General features: G+C 62.1%; 25 protein-coding genes. 21 read left to right on the forward strand and 4 right to left on the reverse strand.

Going from position 1 to position 26,318, the window contains the following annotated elements:
• Positions 1 to 137: 137 nt before the first annotated feature.
• The 3 genes from cysC to R8871_RS23200 form a co-directional block, all read right to left on the reverse strand.
• Positions 138 to 761, reverse strand: a complete 624-nt coding sequence (gene cysC / locus R8871_RS23190) for an adenylyl-sulfate kinase (protein WP_175052575.1) — start codon at positions 759 to 761, stop codon at positions 138 to 140.
• A gap of 14 nt (positions 762 to 775) precedes the next feature.
• Positions 776 to 1,990, reverse strand: a complete 1,215-nt coding sequence (locus R8871_RS23195) for a sulfotransferase family 2 domain-containing protein (RefSeq protein WP_175052576.1) — start codon at positions 1,988 to 1,990, stop codon at positions 776 to 778.
• 397 nt (positions 1,991 to 2,387) lie between these two features.
• Positions 2,388 to 3,248, reverse strand: a complete 861-nt coding sequence (locus R8871_RS23200) for a hydroxymethylpyrimidine/phosphomethylpyrimidine kinase (protein ID WP_054041676.1) — start codon at positions 3,246 to 3,248, stop codon at positions 2,388 to 2,390.
• Between the two features lie 300 nt (positions 3,249 to 3,548).
• Here R8871_RS23200 and R8871_RS23205 point away from each other — a divergent pair, with 300 nt between their 5' ends.
• The 8 genes from R8871_RS23205 (at position 3,549) to R8871_RS23240 (ending at position 10,575) form a co-directional block, all read left to right on the forward strand.
• Positions 3,549 to 3,719, forward strand: a complete 171-nt coding sequence (locus R8871_RS23205) for a rubredoxin (RefSeq protein ID WP_175052577.1) — start codon at positions 3,549 to 3,551, stop codon at positions 3,717 to 3,719.
• Positions 3,720 to 3,977: 258 nt separating this feature from the next.
• The gene (locus tag R8871_RS23210; protein WP_175052578.1) at positions 3,978 to 5,387 is read left to right on the forward strand and encodes a hypothetical protein; all 1,410 of its coding nucleotides are present in this window, start codon (positions 3,978 to 3,980) and stop codon (positions 5,385 to 5,387) included.
• Between the two features lie 266 nt (positions 5,388 to 5,653).
• A complete protein-coding gene (locus tag R8871_RS23215) occupies positions 5,654 to 6,232 on the forward strand; it encodes a YqgE/AlgH family protein (protein WP_054041678.1) in 579 nt (192 codons plus the stop codon).
• Positions 6,229 to 6,669: a Holliday junction resolvase RuvX gene (gene ruvX, locus R8871_RS23220; RefSeq protein ID WP_175052579.1), complete on the forward strand. Its 441-nt coding sequence runs from the start codon at positions 6,229 to 6,231 to the stop codon at positions 6,667 to 6,669. The genes R8871_RS23215 and ruvX overlap by 4 nt, the downstream gene beginning before the upstream one ends.
• On the forward strand, positions 6,656 to 7,186 hold the full coding sequence (gene pyrR, locus R8871_RS23225) for a bifunctional pyr operon transcriptional regulator/uracil phosphoribosyltransferase PyrR (protein WP_175052580.1): 531 nt from the start codon (positions 6,656 to 6,658) through the stop codon (positions 7,184 to 7,186). The genes ruvX and pyrR overlap by 14 nt, the downstream gene beginning before the upstream one ends.
• A 71-nt stretch (positions 7,187 to 7,257) precedes the next feature.
• On the forward strand, positions 7,258 to 8,283 hold the full coding sequence (locus R8871_RS23230) for an aspartate carbamoyltransferase catalytic subunit (protein WP_175052581.1): 1,026 nt from the start codon (positions 7,258 to 7,260) through the stop codon (positions 8,281 to 8,283).
• Between the two features lie 104 nt (positions 8,284 to 8,387).
• Positions 8,388 to 9,668 carry a dihydroorotase gene (locus R8871_RS23235; RefSeq protein ID WP_175052582.1) on the forward strand — a complete coding sequence of 427 codons (1,281 nt, stop codon included), beginning with the start codon at positions 8,388 to 8,390 and terminating at the stop codon, positions 9,666 to 9,668.
• A gap of 37 nt (positions 9,669 to 9,705) precedes the next feature.
• On the forward strand, positions 9,706 to 10,575 hold the full coding sequence (locus R8871_RS23240) for a lysophospholipid acyltransferase family protein (RefSeq protein WP_175052583.1): 870 nt from the start codon (positions 9,706 to 9,708) through the stop codon (positions 10,573 to 10,575).
• A gap of 22 nt (positions 10,576 to 10,597) precedes the next feature.
• Here R8871_RS23240 and R8871_RS23245 read toward each other — a convergent pair whose 3' ends face one another.
• Positions 10,598 to 11,509, reverse strand: a complete 912-nt coding sequence (locus R8871_RS23245; protein WP_246287664.1) for a symmetrical bis(5'-nucleosyl)-tetraphosphatase — start codon at positions 11,507 to 11,509, stop codon at positions 10,598 to 10,600.
• Positions 11,510 to 11,735: 226 nt separating this feature from the next.
• Between R8871_RS23245 and R8871_RS23250 the strand changes: the two genes are divergently transcribed.
• From R8871_RS23250 to R8871_RS23310, 13 genes are all read left to right on the forward strand, one after another.
• Entirely contained in the window at positions 11,736 to 12,647 is a 912-nt protein-coding gene (locus tag R8871_RS23250; protein WP_175052584.1) for a GDP-mannose 4,6-dehydratase, read from the forward strand.
• A gap of 299 nt (positions 12,648 to 12,946) precedes the next feature.
• The gene (rfbB, locus tag R8871_RS23255; RefSeq protein WP_175052585.1) at positions 12,947 to 14,008 is read left to right on the forward strand and encodes a dTDP-glucose 4,6-dehydratase; all 1,062 of its coding nucleotides are present in this window, start codon (positions 12,947 to 12,949) and stop codon (positions 14,006 to 14,008) included.
• 10 nt (positions 14,009 to 14,018) lie between these two features.
• The gene (rfbA, locus tag R8871_RS23260) at positions 14,019 to 14,912 is read left to right on the forward strand and encodes a glucose-1-phosphate thymidylyltransferase RfbA (RefSeq protein WP_175052890.1); all 894 of its coding nucleotides are present in this window, start codon (positions 14,019 to 14,021) and stop codon (positions 14,910 to 14,912) included.
• Entirely contained in the window at positions 14,897 to 15,448 is a 552-nt protein-coding gene (gene rfbC, locus R8871_RS23265) for a dTDP-4-dehydrorhamnose 3,5-epimerase (RefSeq protein WP_093636422.1), read from the forward strand. The genes rfbA and rfbC overlap by 16 nt, the downstream gene beginning before the upstream one ends.
• 11 nt (positions 15,449 to 15,459) lie before the next feature.
• Positions 15,460 to 16,386: a dTDP-4-dehydrorhamnose reductase gene (gene rfbD, locus R8871_RS23270; protein ID WP_175052586.1), complete on the forward strand. Its 927-nt coding sequence runs from the start codon at positions 15,460 to 15,462 to the stop codon at positions 16,384 to 16,386.
• 246 nt (positions 16,387 to 16,632) lie between these two features.
• Entirely contained in the window at positions 16,633 to 18,048 is a 1,416-nt protein-coding gene (locus R8871_RS23275) for a mannose-1-phosphate guanylyltransferase/mannose-6-phosphate isomerase (protein ID WP_175052587.1), read from the forward strand.
• A gap of 1 nt (position 18,049) precedes the next feature.
• Positions 18,050 to 18,868 carry an ABC transporter permease gene (locus R8871_RS23280; RefSeq protein WP_175052588.1) on the forward strand — a complete coding sequence of 273 codons (819 nt, stop codon included), beginning with the start codon at positions 18,050 to 18,052 and terminating at the stop codon, positions 18,866 to 18,868.
• Between the two features lie 4 nt (positions 18,869 to 18,872).
• On the forward strand, positions 18,873 to 19,649 hold the full coding sequence (locus R8871_RS23285; protein WP_175052589.1) for an ABC transporter ATP-binding protein: 777 nt from the start codon (positions 18,873 to 18,875) through the stop codon (positions 19,647 to 19,649).
• A gap of 210 nt (positions 19,650 to 19,859) precedes the next feature.
• Positions 19,860 to 21,242 (forward strand): phenylacetate--CoA ligase family protein, encoded by a 1,383-nt coding sequence (locus tag R8871_RS23290; protein ID WP_175052590.1) that lies wholly within the window; start codon positions 19,860 to 19,862, stop codon positions 21,240 to 21,242.
• Positions 21,239 to 22,816, forward strand: a complete 1,578-nt coding sequence (locus tag R8871_RS23295) for a polysaccharide deacetylase family protein (RefSeq protein WP_175052591.1) — start codon at positions 21,239 to 21,241, stop codon at positions 22,814 to 22,816. The genes R8871_RS23290 and R8871_RS23295 overlap by 4 nt, the downstream gene beginning before the upstream one ends.
• The gene (gene wecB, locus R8871_RS23300; protein ID WP_175052592.1) at positions 22,813 to 23,934 is read left to right on the forward strand and encodes a non-hydrolyzing UDP-N-acetylglucosamine 2-epimerase; all 1,122 of its coding nucleotides are present in this window, start codon (positions 22,813 to 22,815) and stop codon (positions 23,932 to 23,934) included. The genes R8871_RS23295 and wecB overlap by 4 nt, the downstream gene beginning before the upstream one ends.
• Positions 23,927 to 25,183 carry a glycosyltransferase gene (locus R8871_RS23305; protein ID WP_175052593.1) on the forward strand — a complete coding sequence of 419 codons (1,257 nt, stop codon included), beginning with the start codon at positions 23,927 to 23,929 and terminating at the stop codon, positions 25,181 to 25,183. Before wecB ends, R8871_RS23305 begins: the two co-directional genes overlap by 8 nt.
• Positions 25,180 to 26,307, forward strand: a complete 1,128-nt coding sequence (locus tag R8871_RS23310) for a glycosyltransferase (protein WP_175052594.1) — start codon at positions 25,180 to 25,182, stop codon at positions 26,305 to 26,307. Before R8871_RS23305 ends, R8871_RS23310 begins: the two co-directional genes overlap by 4 nt.
• Positions 26,308 to 26,318: the final 11 nt, after the last annotated feature.

The raw sequence follows: 26,318 nt of genomic DNA on the forward strand, positions 1-26,318 counted from the left end.
GCCTCACTTGGGTTTCGTTTGAGGCTCAGTTGGAAACACATGGGGAAGTGCGTCGCGAGGCGTACTTTCCAAAACAAAAAACCCGCAGAAATGCGGGTTTTTTGTTTTGGGGCAAGCGATAAACCAGTCCGATATGGCTAGGGTACCGTGCAATCGGTGTCCATCAGGCACTTGTCGCGCAAGTAGCTGAATATATGCGCTACGCTCTCGGCCGGCGTCGACATTGCCGTGTCTATCTTCAACTCTGGATCAGACGGGATTTCATAGGGTGCCGATACGCCGGTAAACGACGCAATCTCGCCGGCACGGGCTTTGGCATAGAGACCTTTCGGGTCGCGACGGGCGCAAGCGTCGACCGAGGCGGCAAGGTAGGTTTCGATGAAATTGCCAGGCCCAACGATTTCGCGCGCCATCGCTCTGTCTTCACGCATGGGTGAGATAAGCGCCGCGATAACGATGAGGCCCGCGTCGTTCATCAACTGGGCCACGTGCGCCACCCGGCGAATATTTTCACGCCGGTCTTTCTTGTCGAAGCCGAGGTCGGACGCCAAACCGTGGCGGATATTGTCTCCGTCGAGGACATAGGACGCGTGACCTAGCGATGCGAGCTGCCGTTCGAGTTCGAAAGCGATTGTTGATTTACCCGCCCCGGATAGCCCCGTCAGCCAGATCGTAACCGGCTTGTGGTGGAACATTTGCATCCGGTCGCAGGCGGTCACTTCGCCATGGAAGCGTTGCAGAAAAGGCAGCGGCTGTCCCATTGTTTCCTCTCGACTCAGGCGGCGCAGTGCCAACCTTGCCGCCAGACGCCCGCGTTGTGCAGGCGCTCCGGCGAGTTTTCGATCGTGACGTGAAAACCGTCTGATACACCCGCAGGCAGAGCAATAGAAAATCCAGCGTGGGAGCTTGGGTATCCCGCGCCAGCAACGTCGGGCCGATACTCGCCACTCCAGCCTCTCGCGACGACCTCCGCACCAACGCGGACTTCGAGCGGAACTCTTTCTTCCGGCCGGCTGAGATTGACGGCCCAGCCCGAAATCACACCGTTGTGGACGGTGTCGACAAAGCCGTCGTACATATCGGCGGTGGTGTGTGGCTGGCTCTGCGCGAACTCGATGTATTCCTTGATGGGGGTGAGGTCAAACTGGTTGATCACACTCACCACCTTCGAGAGGAATTTTTCGTCAAAACCGAAAACGATCGAACTGTGCGCGTACGGATTTTCGAGCTGATTGATCGCGGCCTGAATGGTGCGCACCGACTCCAGGGCTTTTGCAAACACCTCGCCCGCTTGCAGGGCGTGTTGTTCGATCGCCTGGTTGACGTCCCGAAAGATCTCGTAATCGAAGCGATTCTCTGAGACAAACGTTTGCGTCGCCGTTTCACTCAAATGCGTTCTGTTTTTGGGCGAGCCGCTCGTTTTGTTGGTTTCGAAAAAAAAGGGCAATTCGAGCCCAGTCCTGCCGCAGAGACGAAGCAAAAATTCGCTCATGTCCTCGCAGACGCCGGTTGCCGCGAAATGCTGGCGAACGTGCGTGCGCGCGACTTCCAGGCTGCTTTCGTCGACCACGGAATGGCCGCTCAACATCTGGGTGAACAGGTTTTTTCCTGCGAGTGATTCGCTGACCCACTCGTCGAGCGAGATGGCGCCGCGGCGAACCAGCGCCTCGGTTGCCGACACACTGGCTCCTCGCGCAACGGCGCCGTTCTTGCCGTTGGCTGCGAACCGGTAGTGCGATATCTGACGTGCAAGCGGATCGCGCAGAATCGTGCAATATGTCAGCGCGCTCTTCAGGTTCCGGTGCATGCCATAGGGTTGATGGCCTCCGCCAATCCTCGTGGTCATCAATTTGGCGTGACTGTTTTCCCAGTCGCCTCGATCCCACTCGAAATTCACGAACTGATCTTTGCCCTTGTTCAGGTCAAAAAACGAGATGACGGTTGATCCGCCGCTCTTTGGCGGATGGATAAAAAAAATCGGCGAGGCCATGGGGCTATGTGTCTGTTTTACGAAATGTAAAGTTTAGCTCGACGATAAGGCCGGTGCTGTAACGTTTAATTACAAGTTCAAACGCATGTTGGCGTTGTGAAAGGAGCGGTCGTTCCGTTCGGTTTCGCGAGGAAGTCGAGCTCGGCCGTGTGCTGAGGCAAGGCTAGAGAGGAGGAATCACGCACGGGGCGTGTCCGCTGGCGCGGAGCTTTTCCCGCCGGCCATCGGCTAAGACGGAGAAAGGCGAGTTGGGTGGCAAGCGGCCAGGAAGCATGCTTCCCAAAACAAAAAACCCGCAGAAATGCGGGTTTCTTATCGAAGCTGTCGGGCCGCGGCTGAAGTGAAAACGCTTGCCGGGCGCCTGCCGCTCGCGCCGCAGACGCCCCGAGCCGTCAAATTAATGCCGTGCTTCTCCCGGTGCCGCGTCCTTGCCGGTTGCGGGCGGCGTGTCGTCGTCACTGCTGCGGGCCCAGAAGAAGCGGTCCGGCAGATAGGCGCCCATGCCTGGCCGGAATGCGTTGCGCATTGCCTGATACAGATATTCCTGTGCCTCGCGCACGGCTTCGGCGGGCTCCTGGCCGTTGGCCAGCAAGGCGGCAATCGCGGCGCCGAGCGTGTCGGTAATACCCATGATCCGATGGGCGCCGCGGTCCCACATATCCTGGCGCAGCTGGCCGTCTTCGCTGAACAGCGTATTGACGAGCCGGTGCGTGCCGGTTTCCGTCGACAGAATGTATTCGCAGCCTTGCGACAGCAAATGCGAGATCGCCGCGTCGAGGCTTGGTGCCTCGGCGTCGCCGTCCGGCTGGGCAAGGGCGAGCAGCGTGGCCGAATCGGCAACCAGCAAGGTGGTTTGCGGCGCCAGCAGGTCGGCGATCGCCTCGCGCAGTTCGTCGGCGGCGAGCACGTGTTCGTCGTCGAGCGTGAAATCGGGCGCGAGGATCAGCGGGATGTCGTCGTAATCGGCGACCACCTCGGCAATCGCGCTCACCACTTCCGCGCGCGTGCATGCGCCGACCTTGAACGCGGCGATCGGCATGTCTTCGAGCAGCATGCGGGCCTGGGTCGCAACCACTTCAGGATCGAGCCCGGTGACTTCATCGCAGCTTGCCGAGTCGCGCACGGTATAGCCCGTGAGCACGGAAACGCCGTGGCAGCCCATGCTGGCGAGGGTCATCAGGTCTGCTTGCAGGCCGGAGCCGCCGGTGGGATCGGAAAGGCCGAAGGTGAGGACGATCGGAGGCGTATCGCTGGGCATGAAGATTTACAAAAAGGAGCTGTATTTAGGCGCAGACGGTGCGCAATCGGCTCAATTATGCGGCCTAAACTGTCATGAGGGCGTTTTTTCGCATTCTTCGGCAGGTTGCTGCAAGCCGGCAGCACGTAAGCGGCAGTCAGGTGAGACCTCACGCGCGAGCGTGCCGGCCAAACCGACGCAACCCTCTAGCCAAAGGCCGCGGCACACTACGATTGCGCGTTTCTGATTGCTAGGCATTGGGGCGGCAACACGGTACCATCATGGCTCCCGTTTCCACGGACTCTACGACGCGACACAAGAATGGAATATCAAAGCTGGATGTGCCTGATTTGCGGCTGGATTTACGACGAAGAAGCCGGTTTGCCGGAGGAAGGCATTGCGCCGGGCACGCGCTGGGATGACGTTCCCATCAACTGGACCTGCCCGGAATGCGGCGCGCGCAAGGAAGACTTCGAGATGGTCCAGATCTGAGGTCCGAGGGGCAAACGGCGGTCTCCAGCTGAACGTCATGCCGTGCGGTTGCGGCGCGGCGTTTGCAGGCGGCGCCGGCCGGATCGAACGTGGTCCGTACGCTCGGATCGCAGCCTCAATGCGGTGGCGCGGAACATCCCCGGTTGCACCGTGTCGCAGCGGTAATCTGTCATTGTCCTGTCGCCAGTTCGCGCGTTAGCCGATCAGTCTCTCGTGCAGCGCCGAAGCGGCGGCCCGTCAGCTTCCTGTCGCCTGCCCATGACTCTTCGATCCGCTGCACCCGATTCCTTCGATGCATTGCCCAATCCGCGCGGCGGTGCTGTCCGTCCTGCGGAGCTGGCGCTGGCAGAGGCGTTGCTGGCGTTCGAACAACACAGAGAGAGCACCTCGGCGCTGCTGCGCGCGTCGCATGCGTTGCGCGAGGCCGGCTGGCTGAGCGCGCAGCGCTTCGCGGACGCCCTGGTGCGGCTTTCGCCGCTGGCCGAGGGCGATCCGGCTGACGCGGACAGCGCGCGGCCCGTATTCGGCGCCGCATTGCACGATTTCCGCGCGGCGCTCGAGCGCCACAATCTGCGCGAGCTGTCCTGCTCGTCCACGCTGTTCAATCACTATCACGCGCTGTGTGCACATCTGTCGGAGCACACACCCGGTTCGACCGTCGCTTTCGAAGATCTCGCGCTGAGCGCACGCCCGGTGCCACCGGTGTCGCTGCATAACCGGTCCGCGGATCAACTGGCCCATTTGCGGGCGCGCTACGAGCGCGCGTTGCTGCCGGTGCTGCGCTCGCAGCCGGATAGCAGTGGTGCTGCGCTGGCGTTCACGAATGCGGCGCTCGACGAACTGGACGCCGTCTTTGCCGAACTCGCAGGCCCGGACCCCTATGATTTCTGGCGCCTCGCCAAAGCTTGCGCGAAGGCGTTGCGCGTCAGCGGCCGCGCCACCGGAGAAGCCGACGCGCGGCGTTTCTATGCGCGCTGCAACCTGACCCTGGCCGACCACGCGCACGGTATCGAGCGCGCACCGCGTTCGCTGGTGCGCGCAACGCTGGCGCTGCTATGGCGCGATTACGCGCTGTTCGGCGCCGCAGCGGAAGACGCCGATCAGGTCGAAGTGCTGCACGACTATGGCTTGACGGTCGATTGGCACGTCGCGGGCACCCAGGCATCCGAAATGCTTTGGGAGGCTGGCGCCGTGCAGGCGCAGGCGGTCAGCGCAAGCCGCAGCACGTTGACGCGCGAGCTGGGCGTGTTGGCCGTCAACGCGCATGCGTATGAAGATTTCCTGCAAACGGCCGATGCCTCGATTTCGGCGCTGACCGAGCACGCCCGCGCGGCCGATCAGCCCGAGAAAGCCGATCCGAGCGAAGCGTTGCAGGCGGGCGACGCCGCCTACCGGCTTGGTGCCGCCGCGTGCGCGCTGGGCCTCGGCCATGTGGCGCTGGTTGCCGATGCGCTCGGACTCGCGTGGCGCCGCCGCGCGCACGCCGGCGTGTCGACGCCGGCGGTGCGCTCCCATGTTGTCGTCGGTGCACCGGCGGCGAGCACGCTCGAGCAGGCCGCTGAAGCGTTGCGTGCGATGCTTCACAAAGTCGCGGCGGGTGTCGCGCCGACAGGGAGCAACGCCGCGTTGGCCGCATTGACCCGTTCGATCGAGCAGGGCGGCGTCTGAACTGGCTGGCTGCTGTATCAATCAGCAGCATGCCCCGCGCGCCGGCACACATCCATTGCCGACAACAGCGAGGCGCAATACTCGAACCCGGAGGCACGCGATATGCGTGTCGTAAACACCGCTGAGCGCACCATGGACAAGGTCTGCGTGCGTGATAGAGTGCAACTTGATTCGCCGTCGATGGCTCGCGGCGCACTTCATCGCGCACATCGCGGTCCCGCGCTCAAAGCCCGCCATCCTGCATCGTCTTTGCTAAAATCCGAACTATGTCCAAGAGTACCGATCGCATCAATCTGACCAACCAGTTCCTGATCGCCATGCCGAGCATGGCCGATCCCACGTTTTCAGGAACGGTGGTCTACCTTTGCGATCACAGTGAGCGCGGCGCGCTCGGCCTCGTGATCAACCGGCCGACCGATATCGACCTTGAAGCGCTCTTCAGTCGCATCGATCTCAAGCTCGAGATCGAACCCCTTCTCCATGTGCCCGTGTATTTCGGCGGCCCGGTGCAAACCGAGCGCGGCTTCGTGTTGCACGATCCGAAAGACGGCAATGCGTATACGTCGTCCATGTCGGTGCCGGGCGGGCTCGAGATGACCACGTCCAAAGACGTGCTCGAAGCCGTCGCGAGCGGCACCGGTCCGGAGCGCTTTCTGCTCACGCTCGGCCATGCCGGCTGGGGCGCCGGTCAACTCGAAGAAGAGATTTCGAAGAACGGCTGGCTCACGGTTGAAGCCGACCCGAAAATCGTTTTCGACGTGCCCGCCGAAGAGCGTCTGGAAGCCGCGCTCGCGTTGCTCGGCATTTCACTGTCGATGCTGTCGGGCGAAGCAGGTCACGCATGAACCTGTCGGCCGGACGTGAGGCGACGCTGCTTGCGTTCGACTATGGTGAAAAGCGGATCGGCGTGGCGGTGGGCAATTCGCTCACCCGCAGTGCGCGAGCGCTCGTGATCGTGCAGAACCGCAGCCGCGAATACCGTTTCGAGGCGATCGGCAAGCTGATCAGCGAGTGGAAGCCGGACGCGCTGGTGGTCGGTTTGCCCATGCACCCGGACGGCACGCCGCACGAAATGACCCAACTCGCGAAGCGCTTCGGCAATCAGCTGAATGGCCGCTTCAATCTGCCGGTGACATGGATCGACGAGCGCTATTCGTCGGTCGAGGCGAAGGCGGAAATCCGCGCCGGCAACGGCCGCGCCGACATGCTCGACGCCGAAGCCGCCAGCATCATCCTCCAGCAATATCTAGACGGACTTTCCGACGATCATGAGTTCCATTGACGCCGAAGCGCTTTATCGCGCGGTGCTCGAACAGGTCCGCGCGGCGTATGGCGACGCCTTCAGCGCTGCCGATGGCCCCGTGCTGGCCGGTATCTACAGCGGCGGCGCGTGGCTCGCCGAGCGCCTCGCGCGCGATCTGAAGGCGCCGAGCTTCGGCGTGGTGAATGTCGCGCTGCATCGCGACGACTACGCGAAAAAGGGTCTGCATTCGCAGGCAAGCCCGACCTCGCTGCCGTTTTCCGTGGACAAGCGCCGCATCGTCCTGGTGGACGACGTGCTGTACACCGGCCGTACGATTCGCGCGGCGTTAAATGAGCTGTACGACTACGGCCGTCCGGCATCGGTCGAACTGGCGGTGCTGGCCGATCGCGGTGGACGCGAGTTGCCGGTGGCGGCGCGGTTTGTCGGCGGCGCGGTGGACGTGCCGGCCGATGCGACGCTCGTGCTCGCCCGCGAAGCAGGCGGCGCCGATGGCGCGCAGCGTTTCACCTTTCACACCGAAGCACGCGTCGATTGAACGCAGCTTTGCGCATTGAGCAAGGCGTCGACACCGAACACGTTGAAGCCCGTATTTGAAGCAGGTACCCCATGAACACCGCCACCCAGGCCTCCCAGGATTCCGCCGACAGCGCCACCGAGCGCTTCCGTTATGGCTTCCTGAAGGGCAATCCGCAGCTCACGAAGAACGGCGAGCTCAAACATCTGTTGTCGATCGAAGGTTTGCCGAAGGCGATCGTCAATCACATTCTCGATACCGCCGACCAGTTCGTCAGCGTGACCGATCGCGAAGTGAAGAAGGTGCCGCTGCTGCGCGGCAAGTCGGTGTTTAACCTGTTCTTCGAGAACTCGACGCGCACCCGCACCACCTTCGAAATCGCCGCGACGCGCTTGTCGGCCGACGTGCTGAATCTGAACATCAATGCTTCCTCGACGAGCAAGGGTGAGTCGCTGCTCGACACGATCAACAACCTCTCGGCGATGCATGCCGATATGTTCGTCGTGCGTCATGCATCGAGCGGCGCACCGTACCTGATCGCCCAGCACTGCGCGCCGCACGTGCACGTGATCAATGCCGGCGATGGCCGTCACGCACACCCGACCCAGGGTCTGCTCGACATGTACACGATCCGCCACTACAAGAAGGATTTCACGAATCTGCGCGTGGCGATCGTCGGCGACATTCTGCATTCGCGGGTCGCGCGTTCGGACATTCATGCGCTGACCACGCTTGGCGTGCCGGAAGTGCGCGCGATCGGTCCGCGCACGCTGCTGCCGGGCGGTCTCGAGCAAATGGGCGTGCGCGTGTTCCACAACCTCGACGAAGGCCTGAAAGACGTCGACGTGATCATCATGTTGCGTCTGCAGAACGAGCGGATGAGCGGCGCGTTGCTGCCGTCGGCGCAGGAGTATTTCAAGAGCTGGGGTTTGACGCCGGAGCGCCTCGCGCTCGCCGCGCCCGATGCGATTGTGATGCACCCGGGTCCGATGAATCGTGGCGTCGAAATCGATTCGCAGGTGGCTGACGGTCCGCAATCGGTGATTCTGAACCAGGTCACGTTCGGCATTGCAGTGCGCATGGCGGTGATGGGAATCGTCGCAGGCAATCACGATTGATCTCACCACGGCGCTCACCGGCGCACGCACCAACGCACGCACCAGCACACGCGACAAGACACGCAGAACTTAGCTGAACGCTTGGCTAAACATTAAGGCAGCGCATGAAGATTCATATTCAAGGCGGCACGCTGATCGATCCGGCAGCGGGTACCGAACAGCAGCAGGACATTTTTATCGAAGCAGGCAAGATCGTCGCCATCGGCAACGCGCCTGCTGATTTCAACGCGACGAAGACGATCGACGCCAAAGGCCTGCATATCGCGCCGGGCCTCGTCGACCTGTCCGCGCGCTTGCGCGAACCGGGTTACGAACACAAGGCGACGCTCGAATCCGAAATGGCTGCGGCGCTCGCTGGCGGCGTGACGAGCCTCGTGTGTCCGCCGGACACTGATCCGACGCTCGATGAACCGGGCCTCGTCGAGATGCTCAAGTTCCGCGCGCGCAATCTCGATCAGGCGCATGTGTATCCGCTCGGCGCGTTGACCGTCGGGCTGAAAGGCCAGGTCATTACCGAGATGGTCGAGCTGACCGAGGCGGGCTGTATCGGTTTTTCGCAGGCCGATGTGCCGGTGGTCGACACGCAGGTCTTGATGCGTGCATTGCAGTACGCGAAGACTTACGGCTACACGGTGTGGTTGCGTCCGGTCGATGCCTATCTCGGCAAGGGCGGCGTGGCCGCGAGCGGTGCGCTGGCGTCGCGGCTCGGTTTGTCGGGCGTGCCGGTGTCGGCAGAGACGATCGCGCTGCACACGATCTTCGAACTGGTCCGCGTGACGGGTGCGCGAGTGCATCTGTCGCATGTGTCGTCGGCGGCAGGCATCGAGTTGATGCGCGCGGCCAAGGCTGAAGGCTTGCCGGTGTCGTGCGACGTCACCGTGAACCATGTGCATCTGATCGACCTCGATATCGGCTACTTCGACGCGCAATTCCGCCTCGATCCGCCGTTGCGCCAGCAGCGCGATCGCGAAGCGATCCGCGCGGGCCTCGTCGACGGTACGATCGACGCGATCTGCTCCGACCACACGCCGGTCGATGACGACGAAAAGCTGCTGCCGTTCGCCGAAGCCACGCCGGGCGCAACGGGCCTGGAGCTGTTCCTGTCGCTAACAGTCAAATGGGCCGACGAGGCGGGCGTGCCGTTGGCCAAGGCGCTGAACCGCATCACCACGGCGCCGGCCGACGTACTGAAGCTGGAGGCAGCTGGCCGCATCGCGGTGGGCGCGGTCGCCGATCTCTGCGTGTTCGACCGCAACGCGTACTGGCGCGTCGAGCCGCGTGCATTGAAGAGCCAGGGGCACAACACGCCGTTCCTCGGCTATGAACTGCCGGCGCGCGTGCAGGCGACGATCGTGTCCGGTCACGTTGCGTTCGAACAGCGCTAATATTCGCGGCATTGCCCAGTTACGGAAAGCTCCAACAATGAAGCTCGCGTTACGCAAAGCCCGTCTCGTCGCCCATCTGCTGCACGGCATGTGGATCGTTGCGACGCGCTTTTCCAAGGTCGGTGCGGAGGGGCGGCAGACGCTCAACCGCGAATGGTCGCTGAAAATGCTGCGTCTATGCGGCATGCGGCTTGTCGTGCATAACGACAGCGCGCGGCTCGACCGCGGCGCGCTGGTGGTCGCCAATCACATCTCGTGGATCGACATTTACGTGATCAATGCGTGGCGGCCCACGCCGTTTGTCTCGAAGGCTGAGATCCGGCAGTGGCCGGTGGTCGGCTGGCTGGCGCAGCAACTCGACACCGTGTTTATCCAGCGCGAGAAGCGCAGCGACGCGAAGCGGATCATGCACGAACTGTCCGACCGTCTGAGCGCGGGCGAACTGATGTGCGTGTTTCCGGAAGGGACGACAACGAACGGTCTGGCGCTGCTGCCGTTTCACGCGAATATGTTCCAGGCCGCCGTGTCGGCCTCGGTGCCGGTGCAGCCGTTGTGCATCATGTATGAAGATGCGCAGGGCCGGCAATCCACCGCACCCGCGTATATCGACGACCTGACGCTGGCTGATTCGCTGAACATGCTGTTGAGCGGCGGCCCGTTGACCGCGCACGTGTATGTCGGCGCGCCGCTTGCGCCGGGTGCGGATCGGCGCACGCTGGCGGCGGAGGCGGAAGGGGTGATCGCCGCGGCGCTGCGGGAGATGCAGAGTGGCATGACGAGGTCGGGGGCCACGATTGCGGCGTCGATTTCATCAGCAGACGCTCACAACACGCACAACGCCTCTGACGCTTCCAACGTTTCGCCGGCGCTGATCGATCCTGTCGATCAGTCCGGCCGGTCGGCTTAGCGGGTTGGCTTAACGGGGCGGCTTAGTTGCCGCCCGGCGTGCGGCACGCTTCGCAGTCGACCTGCGTCAGCGTGCGTTCCGCGGGATTTTGCGCGAGGCGCACGGCCGATAGTTTCTCACCCCACACGCAGCCGGAATCCAGTCCGATCAGGTTGTCGCGCAAGGTCAGACCGAGCGCGGCCCAATGGCCGAACACCACGGTGATGTCCGCAGTTTTGCGCGACGGCACATCGAACCACGGCATGCTACCCGGCGGCGCCGAATTCAGCCCGGCGCTGCTGCTGAAATCCATCACACCATCGGCGTTGCAGAAGCGGATGCGTGTCAATGCGCTGCACGTCAGGCGCAACCGTTCGATCCCCTTGATGCCGGGCGTCCAGCGATTCGGCTCGTTGCCATAGAGCCCCGCGAGCGTTTCCTTCCAGTTCGGTGCGCGCAGCGCCCGCTGCAATTCGTCGGCGAGTTCCATCGTCAGGGTCGCGTCCCATTGCGGCAACACGCCCGCATGCACCATCAGCATGCCGTTATCGAAATGCGCGATCGGACGATGGCGGACCCAGTCGAGCAGATCGGCGGCATCCGGTGCGGCGAGAATGTCGTCGATCGTGTCGCCTTTCTTCGATTTGCGAATCCCTGCCGACACCGACAGCAGATGCAGGTCATGGTTACCCAGCACCGGCACCGCACGGTCGCCCAACGCGATGATGTCGCGCAGCGTGGCGAGCGATTCGGACCCGCGGTTGATCAGATCGCCCGCGAACCACAGCGGTGTGCCTTCGGGCGGCGCGGCTTTGGCCAGCAGTTGCTGGAACGGCGTGCGGCAGCCCTGCAGGTCGCCGAAAGCGAGCGGTAGCAGGTGCGGCTCTGAAACGGCAGCAGATCCGGCACTAAACGCGACAGGAGAAGCGACGATGGAAGCGGTGGAGGATGTCATCGGGAAGTCGGTGCAGTTCGATACACGCGGTTACGAACAAGGCGGGCCGCGTTGGGCGGTGCAGCAAATTAGCGTGACATAATAGCCCGTTTGAAGCACGTTTATCGTGGCAAACGTCGCCGGGGGCCACCAGCAAGTGGCATTCCCAGGGGCGTTGTCAGGCGCACCGCAAGGGCCGCGCACGATATTGCACTACAACAGGATGACCCTCGTGAACGGAGAAAGCATGTCGTCTTTTCATGCGAATCAACCTATCCGCACGCTCGTCACCGGGGCGAGTGGCTTCACGGGCCGCTATCTGGTCGACAATCTGCTCGGCCGCGGCCATACCGTGATCGAAACAGTGGCCGGGCGCAACGAGCTTGAAACGCCGACACGCCTCAGGCTCGACATTACGTCGCCCGACGCCTGCCGGCGCGTGATCGAAACCGCGCGGCCCGACTACATCGTGCATCTGGCGGCGATCAGCTTCGTCGGCCATAACGATCCGCTCGACTTTTACCGTGTCAACGTGATTGGCACGCTGAATCTGCTGGAGGCCTGTGCGGCCGTCGGCCATACGCCGCGCAAGCTGTTGATCGCGAGCAGCGCGAATGTGTACGGCAACGTCACCAGCGACGCCATCGACGAAACCTTCCCCGTCACGCCGGTGAACCACTACGCCGCCAGCAAGGCGGCCATGGAAACGATGGTGCGGACCTGGTTCGACCGGCTGCCCATCGTGATCGTGCGGCCGTTTAACTACACCGGCCGCGGCCAGGCGTCGAACTTCCTCGTGCCGAAGATCGTCGAGCATTTCGCGCGGCGCGAACCTGCTATCGAACTCGGCAATATCGACGTGGCGCGCGATTTCTCGGATGTGCGCTACGTGGCGAACGCCTATGAGGCTTTGCTCGACTCAGGTGTTGCTTCTGAAACGGTCAACGTCTGTACCGGCACGCCTTACACGTTGCGGGAGATTCTCTCGGCGGCGAGCGATCTGACCGGGCATGAACTCGAGATTCAGGTCAATCCTGCTTTCGTGCGACAAACCGACGTGAAGATGCTGGCCGGGTCGCCCGCCAAGCTGCGCTCGCTGGTGCCGAAGGTCGATGCGATTCCTTTCATGGACACGCTTCGCTGGATGTTGGCGGCTTAATAGGGTTAACCGGCGGTATCTGCGGGTATTTGTCGTTATCTTGTGCCACCGCGCCGTGCCAAACCATTCCCCTGGTAGGGAACGGAAACGAAACTTGTCAAGCTGTTTCAAGTTGTTAGGGTTCTAGTTTTTGCCCCGGGCGGCTTTATAATCAGGGATTTATAAGATTAGCGTTTGAGCGCCTGCCCGCTGTACGAGGGGCGGTGCCGGGCGCTGACAAAAACTCGGACTCCACCACGCGGGGTGCGTAGATCGGCGAAACAATGCCGGTTTGCCGCCAACATCAAGAAGGGAAATTCATGATCCTGGTAACGGGCGGTGCCGGCTTTATCGGCGCCAATTTCGTGCTCGACTGGCTCGATGCGTCGGACGAAGCGGTGCTGAACGTAGACAAACTGACCTACGCCGGCAATCTGGGTACGCTCAAATCGCAACAGGGCAATCCCCGCCATGTGTTCGCGCGGGCAGATATCTGCGATCGTGCCGCGATGGATGCGCTCTTTGCCGAGCACAAGCCGCGCGCCGTCCTGCACTTTGCGGCTGAAAGCCATGTGGACCGCTCGATTCACGGCCCGGCCGATTTCGTGCAGACCAACGTGGTCGGCACCTTTACGCTGCTCGAAGCCACCCGTCAGTACTGGAATACGCTCGGCGAGGCCGACAAGGCCGCGTTCCGTTTCCTGCATGTCTCGACCGACGAAGTGTTCGGCTCGCTGTCCGCAACCGATCCGCAATTTTCCGAAACCACGCCGTACGCGCCGAATAGCCCCTATTCGGCCACCAAGGCGGGTTCCGACCATCTGGTGCGCGCCTACCATCACACGTATGGCCTGCCGGTGCTCACCACGAACTGTTCGAACAACTACGGTCCGTACCAGTTCCCCGAAAAGCTGATTCCGCTGATGATCGCCAACGCGCTCAGCGGCAAGGCGCTGCCGGTGTACGGCGACGGTCAGAACGTGCGCGACTGGTTGTATGTCGGCGACCATTGCAGCGCGATCCGCGAAGTGCTCGCGCGCGGCACGCCGGGCGAGACGTACAACATTGGCGGCTGGAACGAAAAGAAGAACCTCGACGTCGTGCATACGCTGTGCGACCTGCTCGACCAGTTGCGTCCGAAGGCAGGCGCCTCGTACCGCGACCAGATCACCTACGTGAAGGATCGCCCCGGCCACGACCGCCGTTATGCGATCGACGCCCGCAAGCTCGAGCGCGAACTCGGCTGGAAGCCGGCGGAGACGTTTGAAACCGGCCTCGCCAAGACGGTCCAGTGGTATCTGGACAATCAGGTGTGGTCTGACGAAGTCGCTTCGGGTGAGTATCGGAAGTGGGTTGAGACCAACTACGCGCAACGCGCGTAAGGGCACGGCAATGGCGCGCAAAGGCATTATTCTCGCGGGCGGATCGGGCACGCGCCTGTATCCGATCACGCATGTCGTCTCCAAGCAGTTGCTGCCGGTCTACGACAAACCGATGATCTACTACCCGCTGTCCACGCTGATGGTGGCGGGGATTCGCGACGTGCTGATCATCTCCACGCCGCAAGATACGCCGCGTTTCGAAGCTATGCTCGGCGACGGCAGCCAGTGGGGCATGAACATTCAGTACGCGGTTCAGCCTTCGCCGGATGGTCTCGCGCAGGCGTTCATCATCGGCCGTGACTTTGTGGGCAACGATCCGTCGGCGCTGATTCTCGGCGACAACATCTTCTACGGCCACGATCTCGCGAAACAGCTGGAACGTGCGAATGAGAAAGACGAAGGCGCTACCGTCTTCGCTTATCACGTGCACGATCCGGAACGGTATGGCGTCGTCGAATTCGACAAGCAGTTCCGCGCGCTCTCGATCGAAGAGAAGCCGGCCAAGCCGCGCTCGCACTACGCCGTTACCGGCTTGTACTTCTACGACAAGCAGGTCTGCGATATCGCGGCGGACATCAAGCCGTCGCCGCGCGGCGAGCTCGAAATCACGGACGTCAATTCGCGTTATCTGACCAACGGCGCGCTCAATGTCGAGATCATGGGCCGTGGCTATGCGTGGCTCGACACGGGCACGCACGATTCGCTGATCGAAGCGGCGACGTTCATCGCGACGCTGCAAAAGCGCCAGGGTCTGGTGGTCGCGTGTCCGGAAGAGATTGCTTACCGGCAGGCATGGATCGACGGTGAGCAACTGCTCGCGCTGGCCAAGCCGCTCGCGAAGAACGCATACGGCAAGTATCTGCAAAACCTTCTTACGGACCACGTTGCATGGCCATCCAAGTAACCGCTACGGCGCTGCCGGAAGTCAAGATCATCGAGCCGAAAGTGTTCGGCGACGCCCGGGGCTATTTCTACGAAAGCTTCAATGCGGTGGAGTTCGCGGAGCACGTGGAGAAAGACGTCACGTTCGTGCAGGACAACCATTCGCGTTCGGCGAAAGGCGTGCTGCGCGGCCTTCACTATCAGATTCAGCATGCGCAGGGCAAGCTCGTGCGCGTGGTTGAAGGCGAGGTATTCGACGTTGCGGTCGACATCCGCAAGAGCTCGCCGAATTTCGGCAAGTGGGTGGGTGTGACGCTGTCGGTGGAGAACCATCGGCAGTTGTGGGTGCCGCCTGGTTTTGCGCATGGCTTTGTCGTGTTGTCCGAATCGGCGCAGTTCCTCTACAAGACCACCGACTACTGGTTTCCTGAGCACGAGCGCAGCATCGTCTGGAACGATCCGGCGGTCGGCATTGAATGGCCGATCGACTTCGAGCCGTTGCTGGCTGCGAAGGATGCAGCAGGCAAGCGTCTTGCCGACGCTGACGTCTTCGCCTAAGGGGTTGCCGCATGAGCGCACATGATGCCAGGCGGACGATTCTCGTCACCGGTGTAAATGGCCAGGTTGGCTTCGAACTCGCACGTACGCTGCAAGGGCTCGGCAACGTAGTCGCGGTTGATCGCGCCACGCTGGATCTGTCCAATCTGGACCAGGTCCGTGCGGTTGTTCGCGACGTGCGGCCTGCGCTGATCGTCAACCCGGCGGCCTACACCGCGGTCGACAAGGCAGAGGAGGAATTCGATCTCGCCATGCGCATCAACGGCGAAGCACCGGGCGTGCTGGCCGAAGAAGCGAAAAAGCTCGGCGCAGCATTGATTCACTACTCGACCGATTACGTGTTCAACGGCGAGAAAGACGGTGCCTACGTCGAAGACGATCCCACCGATCCTCAGAACGCGTATGGCCGCACCAAGCTCGCTGGCGAGCAGGCAATCGCCGCGACTGGCGTGAATCACCTGGTGCTACGCACGAGCTGGGTGTACGGCACCCGCGGCAAGAATTTTCTGCTCACCATGCTGCGTCTCGGCGCCGATCGGCCCGAGTTGAAGGTGGTTGCCGACCAGTTCGGCGCGCCGACCTGGAGCAACACGATCGCGACGCTGACGGCGCATCTGAGCGCGCAGGCTTTTGCGGCAGAAGACAGCGCGGCGTGGTGGAGCGAGCGCTCAGGCGTCTATCACCTGTGCGCTGGCGATGCGACTTCGTGGCACGGCTTCGCGTCGGCCATTTTCGAGCTCGCGGACCTGCCGAACCGGCCGAAGGCGCTGCCGATTCCCGCTTCCGACTATCCGACGCCGGCAAAGCGTCCGTCCAATTCACGCATGTCGAACGAGAAGCTGGCACAGGTGTTCGGGCTTGCCGCGCCGCATTGGCGCGACGCCTTGAAGCTGTGTCTGACCGACGCTTTTCCTCGGTCGCCTGCGGCCCGTTCCTAACGCAAAGCACGCGCCCTCGCGCGAAGCTCGCCAGGCGGCGTAGCGCCTTTGCTGCCTGACGATAGTGAAAGGGGGCGGGGGTAGAATATCGGTCAGTCTGGAAGGCTCGCGCCGGCCCTGTATCCGGGCCTGGCGCGTCAATGTTCAGGGCGCGCGGATCGTCGCACAGCCCATTGATTTTCTGGGTTGTGCTGACTATTCGTGGTCGTGGCACTTCCGTAATAAATACGGTACTGAGAGGACTCTGTGAGTTTGTTACCGATCATTCTTTGTGGCGGGGCGGGTTCGAGACTATGGCCGGTCTCGCGCGAGTCGCACCCGAAACCGTTCATCCGCCTTGCGGATGGCGAAAGCTTGCTGCAAAAGGCGTTCTTGCGCGCGGTGGCACTGCCGGGCGTGAAGGAAGTGCTCACGGTAACGAACCGCGATCTGTTCTTCAAGACCGAAGACGATTTCCGCGAAGTGAACGCGAAAGGCTGTGCAACCTCGTTCATTCTCGAACCGTTCGGCCGCAACACGGCTGCGGCGGTTGCTACGGCGGCGTTGCATACGGCGAAAGTGCACGGCGACCAGACGGTCATGCTGGTGCTGGCCGCCGATCACCTGATTACCGACCAGCAGGCTTTCGGCGCGGCTGTTGTTGCTGCGCAAAAACTGGCGCTGGCAGGCAAGGTGGTGACCTTCGGCGTGCATCCGGAGACGCCTGAAACCGGGTACGGCTACATCGAGGCGGATGGCGACAAGGTGGTGCGCTTTGTCGAGAAGCCGTCGCTCGAAAAGGCCCGCGAGTATCTCGCCTCGGGCAAGTTCGTGTGGAACTCGGGCATGTTCTGCTTCACCGCAGGCACGATCCTGAAGGAAATGAAGCAGCACTGCCCTGAGATTCTCAGCGCGGCTGCCGAGTGCATGGAGAAGTCGCCTTCCGCCGCGGGTAAGGATGGCGCGCAGATTCGTCTCGAGCCGGGCTCTTTTGGCGCGGTGCCGGACGTGTCGTTCGACTATGCGGTGATGGAGAAGTGCGAGCAGGCCGCAGTGGTTCGCTGCGACATCGGCTGGACGGATGTGGGTTCGTGGACGGCGCTCAGCGATCTCTCGCCGGCGGACAACAGCGGCAATCGCGTGGAAGGCGAAGCGCTGCTGCTCGACGTCAAGAACTGCTATCTGCGTGGCGGCGACCGGTTGATCGGCGCAGTGGGCGTCGAGAACCTGATCGTGATCGATACGCCGGACGCGCTGCTTATCGCGGACAAAGACCGGGCGCAGGACGTGAAGCAGATTTTTGCCGAGCTCAAGTCGCGTGGTCACGAAACGTACAAGGTGCATCGCACGGTGCATCGCCCGTGGGGAACGTATTCGGTGCTTGAAGAGGGCCCTCGCTTCAAGATCAAACGCATCGAGGTCAAGCCGGGCGGAAGCCTCAGCTTGCAGATGCATCATCACCGCAACGAGCATTGGGTCGTGGTCAGCGGCATGGCCAAGGTCGTGAACGGAGAGAAGGAGTTGTTCGTTTCGACCAATGAGTCGACCTACATCCCGGCGGGTCACAAACATCGCCTCGAGAACCCGGGTGTGGTCGAGCTCGTGATGATCGAAGTGCAGAGCGGCGAATATCTTGGCGAAGACGACATCGTCCGCTTTGAAGACATTTACGGACGTACTTGAGATGGATATTAGTTTTAGCAACGATTCGGAAGATCTGACTCGTCACAATGAAAGCGACGATCTGATCGTTGGCATGAAAGCAGTGCGGGTGTGGGGTACGCTGGGCTGGCACGATATCCGTCAACGGTATCGCCGTTCGGTGCTCGGGCCGTTCTGGTTCACGTTGAGCACGATCATCATGGTGGTGGTGCTGGGTGCGCTGTATTCCACCTTGCTGCATCAGGAAATCTCCAACTATCTTCCGTACCTCGCGGTCGGCCTGGTTGTGTGGGCGTATCTGTCCGCGGTGGCCAATGAGGGCTGCATTGCCTTTATTGGCGCGGCCTACCTGATCAAGCAGATCCGCTTGCCACTTACCGTCCACGTATGTCGCATCGCGTGGCGCAATTTTGTGATTCTGCTGCACAGCTTGCCGGTGGTCGTGGTGCTGCTGCTTATCTTTGGGCGCTGGCCCGGCTGGGAATTTTTGCTGGTGCCGTTCGCGCTTGCCATTCTGCTGCTGCATGGCGTCTGGCTCGGCGTGACGCTCGGTGTGCTGTGCGCGCGCTTTCGCGACATTCCGCCGATCGTTACCAACCTGATCCAGGTCGTGTTTTTCTTCACGCCTGTGATGTGGTCCCCGGAAATTCTGAAAAACCGTGCGTGGGTCGCCGAATACAACCCGCTTTATCACCTGATCGAAACGGTGCGTGCGCCGCTGACCGGTCGTCCGACGCATTGGCAGTCGTGGGCGTGGTCGATCGGCCTGTTGATTGTCGGTTTTGCCTTTGCGCAATTCCTGATGAAACGTTTCCGTAATCGCGTTCCTTACTGGCTTTGATATTGTGAGTTCTTCATCGATTGTTGCTCGTAACATCTCCGTCGAATTTCCGATCTACGAGAACTCCCATCGCTCGTTGAAAAAGGCGGTGCTCAATCTCACGACGGGTGGCCGGATCGGTCAGGATGCCGGTCGTCATGCGATCGTCAAGGCGATCGACGACCTCAGCTTCAGCTTTACCGAAGGCGAGCGCGTGGGTTTGATCGGCCACAACGGCTCGGGCAAGACAACCCTGCTGCGCACGCTCTCGGGCGTGTATGCGCCGGTGCGCGGCGAGCTCAAGGTGAACGGCAAGATTGCTTCGCTGCTGGACGTCTCGATGGGCCTCGACCCGGATGCAACCGGCTTCGAAAACATCTATCTGCGCGGCATTCTCGACGGCCTGAAGCCGGTGCGTATCCGCAGCAAGATCGACGAAATTGCCGACTTCAGCCAATTGGGCGACTACCTGAATCTGCCGGTACGCACCTATTCGAGCGGGATGATGTTGCGCCTTGCGTTCGCGATTTCGACCAGCGTCGAAGCCGACATCCTGATCATGGACGAGTGGCTGAGCGTGGGCGACGCGGAGTTCAGCATCCGGGCGGCCGAACGTCTCGAGAGCCTGGTGGGCAAGGCGTCGCTGCTGGTCGTGGCTTCCCACGATCCGAATCTGGTGGCACGGGTGTGCAACCGGAAGATTTCCATGGAGCACGGCAAGATGGTCTCCGACGAACCGGTGATCGCACCGGAAGTCAGCGAGGGGCCGGTGATTAGCGAAACTGCGCGGTTGCCGCACTAACGCCGCAAGCGGGCGTGCCTGAACGGGTCGCGTGACCACGGCACTGCCCGGTGTGACCATTCAGAAGAGTGTGATGCGGGTGCCGAGCTTCGGTCCGTAGACAGGCTTCGCGCCCAATACAACAGTGACAACAGTGCCACTGAACGCGCCCGCGAACCTCCCGCAGCGCGTTTGGCGGGAGCCACACAGGCGCAACAAGGTTCGAATTTCATGCGAGCTAACCATCCATTTCTGCGGTATTCCGAGTCCCTGCTGGTGCGCCAGCCGTTTCGCACGTTAAAGGGTTTCGCGGGCGGCTACATTGCGTATCCGATCGCGGAAAGTCGCGAAAAACGTAGCGTACGTCCGAAGATCGAAGAGTTGCGCCAGCACTACACGTTGCCGATGCCGCACCGTCGCCGCATCGCGCTTGAGCGGCTGGCCAGCATTCTTGAATTCGCCGGTGCGCAGGTGCCGTACTACCGCGACCTGTTCCAGGCGAAGCAGTTCGATCCGGCCAAGGTCAAGCAGGACCCGCGGTATCTGGAAGAACTCCCGTATCTGACCAAAGACATCATCCGCGAGCAGGGTCCGCGCATGCTGTCGATCCCGCTTGAAGCGGGCCGCCATCACGTGTGCAAGACCGGTGGTTCGACGGGGTTGTCGACCACGATCTACTACGACCAGGAAGGCGCGGACTACTCGTCGGCCGTCACGTTCTACGCACGTGAGCGGATCGGCAAGTTGCGCCATCGTTCGGAACTGCACTTTGCCTGCCGTTTCCCGGATCAGGTGATGCCGGAATGGCCCTCGCGCGAAGACTTCAAATGCTTCGCGATGAATCGCAGCAACATTTTCTTCGACCGGATCGACGATCAGGGTCTCGAAGAAATGTGGCAGACGCTCAAGCGTCGCAAGCCTTATCTCGCGCACTCGCATCCGTCCACCATGTATGCGCTCGCTTGCTACGTGCAGCGCAAGTACGGCGGCGGCAAGGCGTTCGCCGTGTTTGAATCGAGCGGCGAATTGCTCGAGCCGCACGCCCGCGAAATGATCGCGAAGGCGTTGCGCTGCCGGGTGATCGATCGCTACGGTCTCGCCGAACTCGGTGTGATGGCCTACGAACTCGACGGCCATGACGGCGGCTTCCAGATTCTCGAATCCGAAGGCTGGCCGGAAAGCCGCGTGTCGGAAGGCAATCCCGATGGCGCGCATGAGCTCGTGTTCACGGGTTTCCGCAACCGCTTGATGCCGTTGATCCGCTACGCAACGGGCGATCTGGCGCGCGTGCAGGAAACCGAAAAGGGCTTCTTCCTGACGGATGTGGTCGGACGGATTCACGACGTCGTGCCGATCAACGGCGTGGCACACCCGACACACCACATCCAGGACATGCTCGACCATCGCGTCGGCGGAATTCAGGAGTTCCAGATCGATCTGCGAACCGAGCCGCCCACCTTGCGAATCGTGCTTGAACCGACAGCGAACGCAGAAGAAACGACCAACAAGCTGCGTCACTTCTGGCAGGACGCGTTCACGATCGCCTATGTTGGGCACGACGATCTGGTGCGTGTCGGCAGCCGGGCCAAATTTCGTCACGTGGTCACTGCATGATCGGCATTCTCTTCTCCGACGCGGCAACGCAAGCCGGCCGGTATGTGCTGGCGGCCGTGCAGCGCTCCGTCAGCGCGACCCAGGCGCAATCGATCTCGCGCAGCACATTGCGTTCGGTTGCGCCGGACGTGGTCGTCGCGGTCGACGCACCGGACGGCTGGAGTGCGGACCTGATCGCATGGTTGATCGCGCGGCCTCGCAAGCTCGTCGTGTTCGGCCGGATGCCGGTGGCGCTCGCAGACTATCTGCGCTATCACTCGACGGACGTGCCGGCCGAGTTGGCGAGTGCGAGCCGCAGTGCATCGGCGCCCGCGGGCGAGGCGCGTGAGAGCGCCGCGGTGGTGCGCTATAGCGAATTGGCGCAGACGCTGGGTGGCCAGCCATGGCATCGCCCGTTCGAGCGTTTCGACTTTACCGACGAGTGGAACAACCTCGGCTATGGCGCGATTCGTAGCGACGGCTCGATCTGGGCGGTCGCACAAGCAGCCCAGGTGCCTGCCGAGGCGGAACTCGCGGCTGTCGTCGTAGACGGCGAGCGGCAGTTTTCGTATGCCGCGCTGTGGGATACCGGCGCATCGAGTGTGCTGTGGTTCAACCGCCCAGTCGGTCCGTGCGATTCGTTCGAGTGGCGCATGGTCGAGAATTTTCTGTCGGGCTACCGTTCAGACACGCTGCCGTGCCAGCCGGTGCTGAGCGAGCTGCCGTGGGGTTACGACGCGGCGATTACGTCGCGGCTCGATTGCGACGAAGACGTCGAGTCGGCGCGTCCGTTGTGGGAAACCTATCAGCGCCTGGGCGTGCCTTTCTCGCTGGCGGTTCACACGCAGAATCTGAATCGTGCGGAGAATCACGGCATTCTTCGCGAGCTCCTGGCCGACAGGCAGCAGGGCGCGGTGCTGTCGCACACGGCGACTCATGCGCCGAACTGGGGTGGCAGCTATGAAAGCGCCCAAGCGGAAGGCGCGCATTCGGCGAGCTTGCTCGAAGCGGTGACGGGCGTCCCGGTGCGTTACGCCGTATCGCCGTTTCACCAGTCGCCACCGTATGCGATGCGCGGCCTCGCCGACGCCGGTTACGAAGGTTGCATCGGCGGGATCATCCGCAATGATCCGGAGTTTCTGACGGCGCGTGGCGGCGCGTTGGCCGGCTTGCCGGCAGGCTTCATTGGCCACAGTCAGCAGTGCATGCTGCACGGCGAATGCATGCTCAACGAGGGCGACAAGCTCGCCGTTTTCAAGCAGGCTTTCGATTACGCCTACGCCACCAACACGCTGTTCGGCTATCTCGACCATCCGTTCTCCGAGCGCTACGCATATGGCTGGCCGGATGAGGCATTACGCATCGACGCCCACGAAAAATTCATCGCGTACATCCGAAACAAGGCGCAAAAACCGCTCTTTATGCATGAGGACGCGGCGCTCGATTTTCTGAAGTTCAGGTCGCTGACTCAGGTCATTGAAGAGGGCGGTACGTTCCGCGTCCTGACGCCGTCGAATGGCGCCTCGCCTTTGACGCTCGGCGTCGAGTTTCGTGGTGCTCACGTGCAGGTCGAGGCAGGGAAGCCATTGCAATGAAAGTCATGGTGGTAATGGGCACGCGGCCCGAGGTCATCAAGCTGGCGCCAGTGGTGCGGGCCTTGCGTGCCGAAGTCGACACCATCGTCTGCGCGAGCGGTCAGCACAAGGACATGGCTGCGCAGGCGCTCGAATTCTTCGGCATCGAACCGGACATCACGCTCGATACGATGAGTCCCGGGCAATCGCTGAACGCATTGTCCGCGCGGCTTTTGTCCGCGCTCGATCGGGCGCTGGAGCAGGTGCGCCCCGACTGGGTGATCGTCCAAGGCGATACGACGACGGCGTTTTGCGCCGGCCTCGCGGCTTTTCATCGCGGCATTCCCGTGGGCCACGTCGAAGCCGGATTGCGCACGGGCGATCTCAAGAGCCCGTTCCCCGAAGAAGCGAATCGCAGCCTGCTGAGCCGCATCACCACGCTGCATTTCGCGCCAACTGAGCTTGCCCGCGAGAACCTGTTGAGCGAAGGCGTGGCCGCGGAAAAAATCGTCGTTACCGGCAATACGGTGGTGGACGCGATTGCCGCAGTGCGCCGTAGCTGGGACGCGACGCCGCCGCAAAGTCCGCTGCCGCCATGGACGGGCGCCGAGCAGCAGCACATCCTCGTCACCTGCCATCGGCGCGAAAACTTTGGTGACGTGTTGCAGGACATTTGCCGCGTGCTGCGCGACCTGTGCCAACGCTATAGCGATTACCGCTGGATCTTCCCGGTGCATCTGAATCCGGCCGTGCGCGAGCCTGTGCTGCGCGAACTGAACGGCATCCCCAACCTCGCCTTGATCGAGCCGGTCGATTATCCGACCAGCCTCTATCTGATCAGCGGCAGCGCGGTTGTTGTCAGCGATTCCGGCGGCATTCAGGAAGAAGCACCGACCTTCGGTGTACCGGTGGTCGTGATGCGCAATCACACCGAGCGGCGCGAAGGCGTGGATGCAGGTTTTGCGACGTTGGCCGGTCAGGCGTCGGACAGCATCGAAAGCGCGGTAATTGGCTGGCTCGACGATCCGGCGCGCCGCGAGGCGCTGCGCAATCGCGCGAACCCTTACGGCGACGGGCTGGCCTCGCAGCGTATTCTCGACAGTCTGCTGGGTCGGCCGGTCGAGGTGTTCAGTGGTTGAAGGCAAGAACACGGCGTTCGCCGCGCGGGACTGCGTGCTGTTTTCGACCGCCGATTGGGACGAACCGTATTGGACGAACAAGCAGCATACGGCGAGCATTCTGGCCGCACGCGGCTGGCGGGTGCTTTATGTAGAGAGCGTCGGTTTCCGTTCGCCCAAGGTCGGCAGCGGCCGTGACTGGGCCCGCTTGTGGCGTCGTCTGTGGCGTGGCGTGCAGTCGCTCGTACTCGGGCCGCCGCGGCGTGCGGAGAACATCTGGGTGTTGTCGCCGTTGATGGTGCCGGCCGGGCATCACCTGCCGTTCGTGCGCTCGCTGAACCAGGCGTTGCTGCGCTTTTCCGTGACCCGTTTCGCGAAGTCGCAGCGCTTCAGGGATCCTGTTGTCTGGACCTATCACCCGTACATGCTCGATGCGATTGTGACGCTGCCTCGCGGGCCGCTGGTGTATCACTGCGTCGACGATATCGCGGCGATTCCCGGCGTCGACGTGGAGGCTTTCCGCAACGCGCAGCAAGCGCTGGTGGGGCGCTGCGAGGCAGTCTTCACGACGGCGATGTCGTTGAAGGAAACGTGCCAGCCGTTTAACCCCAACACGCATTTTTTCGGCAACGTGGTGGACGAAGCGCACTTCGGCGAGGCACGTGCAGAAGGGGCGCTACCGCCCGAGCTTGCTGCGATTCCTGAGCCGCGGCTGGTGTATCACGGCGTGCTGTCCGACTTCAAGGTCGACTTTCCGTTGCTCCTGCAGACCGCGCAGGCCCGGCCGCAGTGGCATTGGGTGATCATCGGCGAGGAGCGGGAAGGGCAGCGCAGCGAATTGCTCGCGCAACTGGCGCGCTTGCCGAACGTGCATCTGCTCGGCTATCGCAGCTATCAGACTTTGCCGCGCTATATGCGCGGCATGCAGGTCGGCGTGCTGCCGACCTTGCTGAACGAATACACCCGTTCGATGTTCCCCATGAAGTTCTATGAATTCCTCGCGGCGGGCTTGCCGGTGGTCTCGACCCCGCTGGACTTTGCAAAAGAGCCGCGTGCGGGTCTCGAAGTAGGGGGCGATCTTGAAGCCTTTATCGCCGCAATCGAGAAACAGCTTGCACGCGGAAAGTTGAGCGCGGATGAGTCGCGGGCAGCGGTGGGCGATAACACGTGGGAGCGCCGGCTGGACAAGATGCTACAGATCACTTTTCATGGCCGTGAATCGGGCAACGGCAGTGTGCAACAGCACCACGGCGCGGAGGTGCGCACGTGAAAGTGGTTCATGTCTACCGTACCTATTTCCCCGATCCGCCAGGTGGCTTACAGGAAGCGATTCGCCAGATCGCGTTGTCGACGCGTGAGTGCGGTGTCGAGCCCCGCATTCTGACTTTGTCGCCGACACCCGAGCCAGGCGAGATCGACTATCCCGAAGGGCGCGTCGTACGCGCGAAATCCTGGGCGGCGCCGGCCTCGTGCGATCTGGGCGGCCCAGGTGCGTTGATGAAGTACCGGCAGATGGCCGACTGGGCCGATGTCGTGCATTTCCACTTTCCGTGGCCGTTCGCCGACGTACTGCATCTGCTGGGTCGAACGAAAAAGCCCACCGTGATGACATATCACTCGGATATCGTGCGGCAGAAGGCGCTAGGCGCCGTCTACGGGCCGCTGATGCGGCGCACGCTGCGCAGCATGTCCGCGGTGGTTGCAACCTCGCCTGCCTATGCGCAGACCAGCGAGGCGCTGACAGAGTGCGTGATGAAGGAACGGTTGAAGACCATTCCGCTCGGCATCATCGATTACCGCGACGAGCCGCATTCCGTGGATGCGCAACGCGACATCGCAAACCGTCTCGGTCTTGCAGCCGGCGAACCGTATTTTCTCGCTCTCGGCGTGTTGCGCTATTACAAGGGCCTGCACACGCTGATCGAGGCGGCAAGCCACGTGAATGCGAAAATCGTGATTGCGGGCTCCGGTCCGGAACGCGAGCGCCTCACGGCCCTGGCGCAGCAATTGGGCGTGACCAATGTCGTTTTTGCCGGACAGGTGACGCACGAAGAAAAGGTCGCCCTGCTCAAGGGATGCCGCGCGATGGTATTGCCGTCGCATTTGCGCTCCGAAGCGTTCGGCATGGTGCTGGCTGAGGCCGCCATGTTCGGTAAGCCGATGGTGTGCTGCGAAGTGGGATCTGGAACGTCCTACGTCAATCAACATGGTGTGACGGGTTTTGTCGTCGCACCGGAACAATCAAAAGAACTGGCTGGCGCAATGAATGTGCTGCTGAGCGACGATGCGGTAGCGGCGGCTATGGGAAGCGCTGCTCGTGAGCGATACGAAACGCTGTTTTCGGGCGCGGCGCTTGGCAAAGCATATAGTGCGCTATACCGGGAAGTCGCGTGACGCGGCGAGGG

It is taken from the genome of Paraburkholderia sediminicola, from assembly GCF_902859805.1.
GTDB lineage: Bacteria > Pseudomonadota > Gammaproteobacteria > Burkholderiales > Burkholderiaceae > Paraburkholderia > Paraburkholderia sediminicola.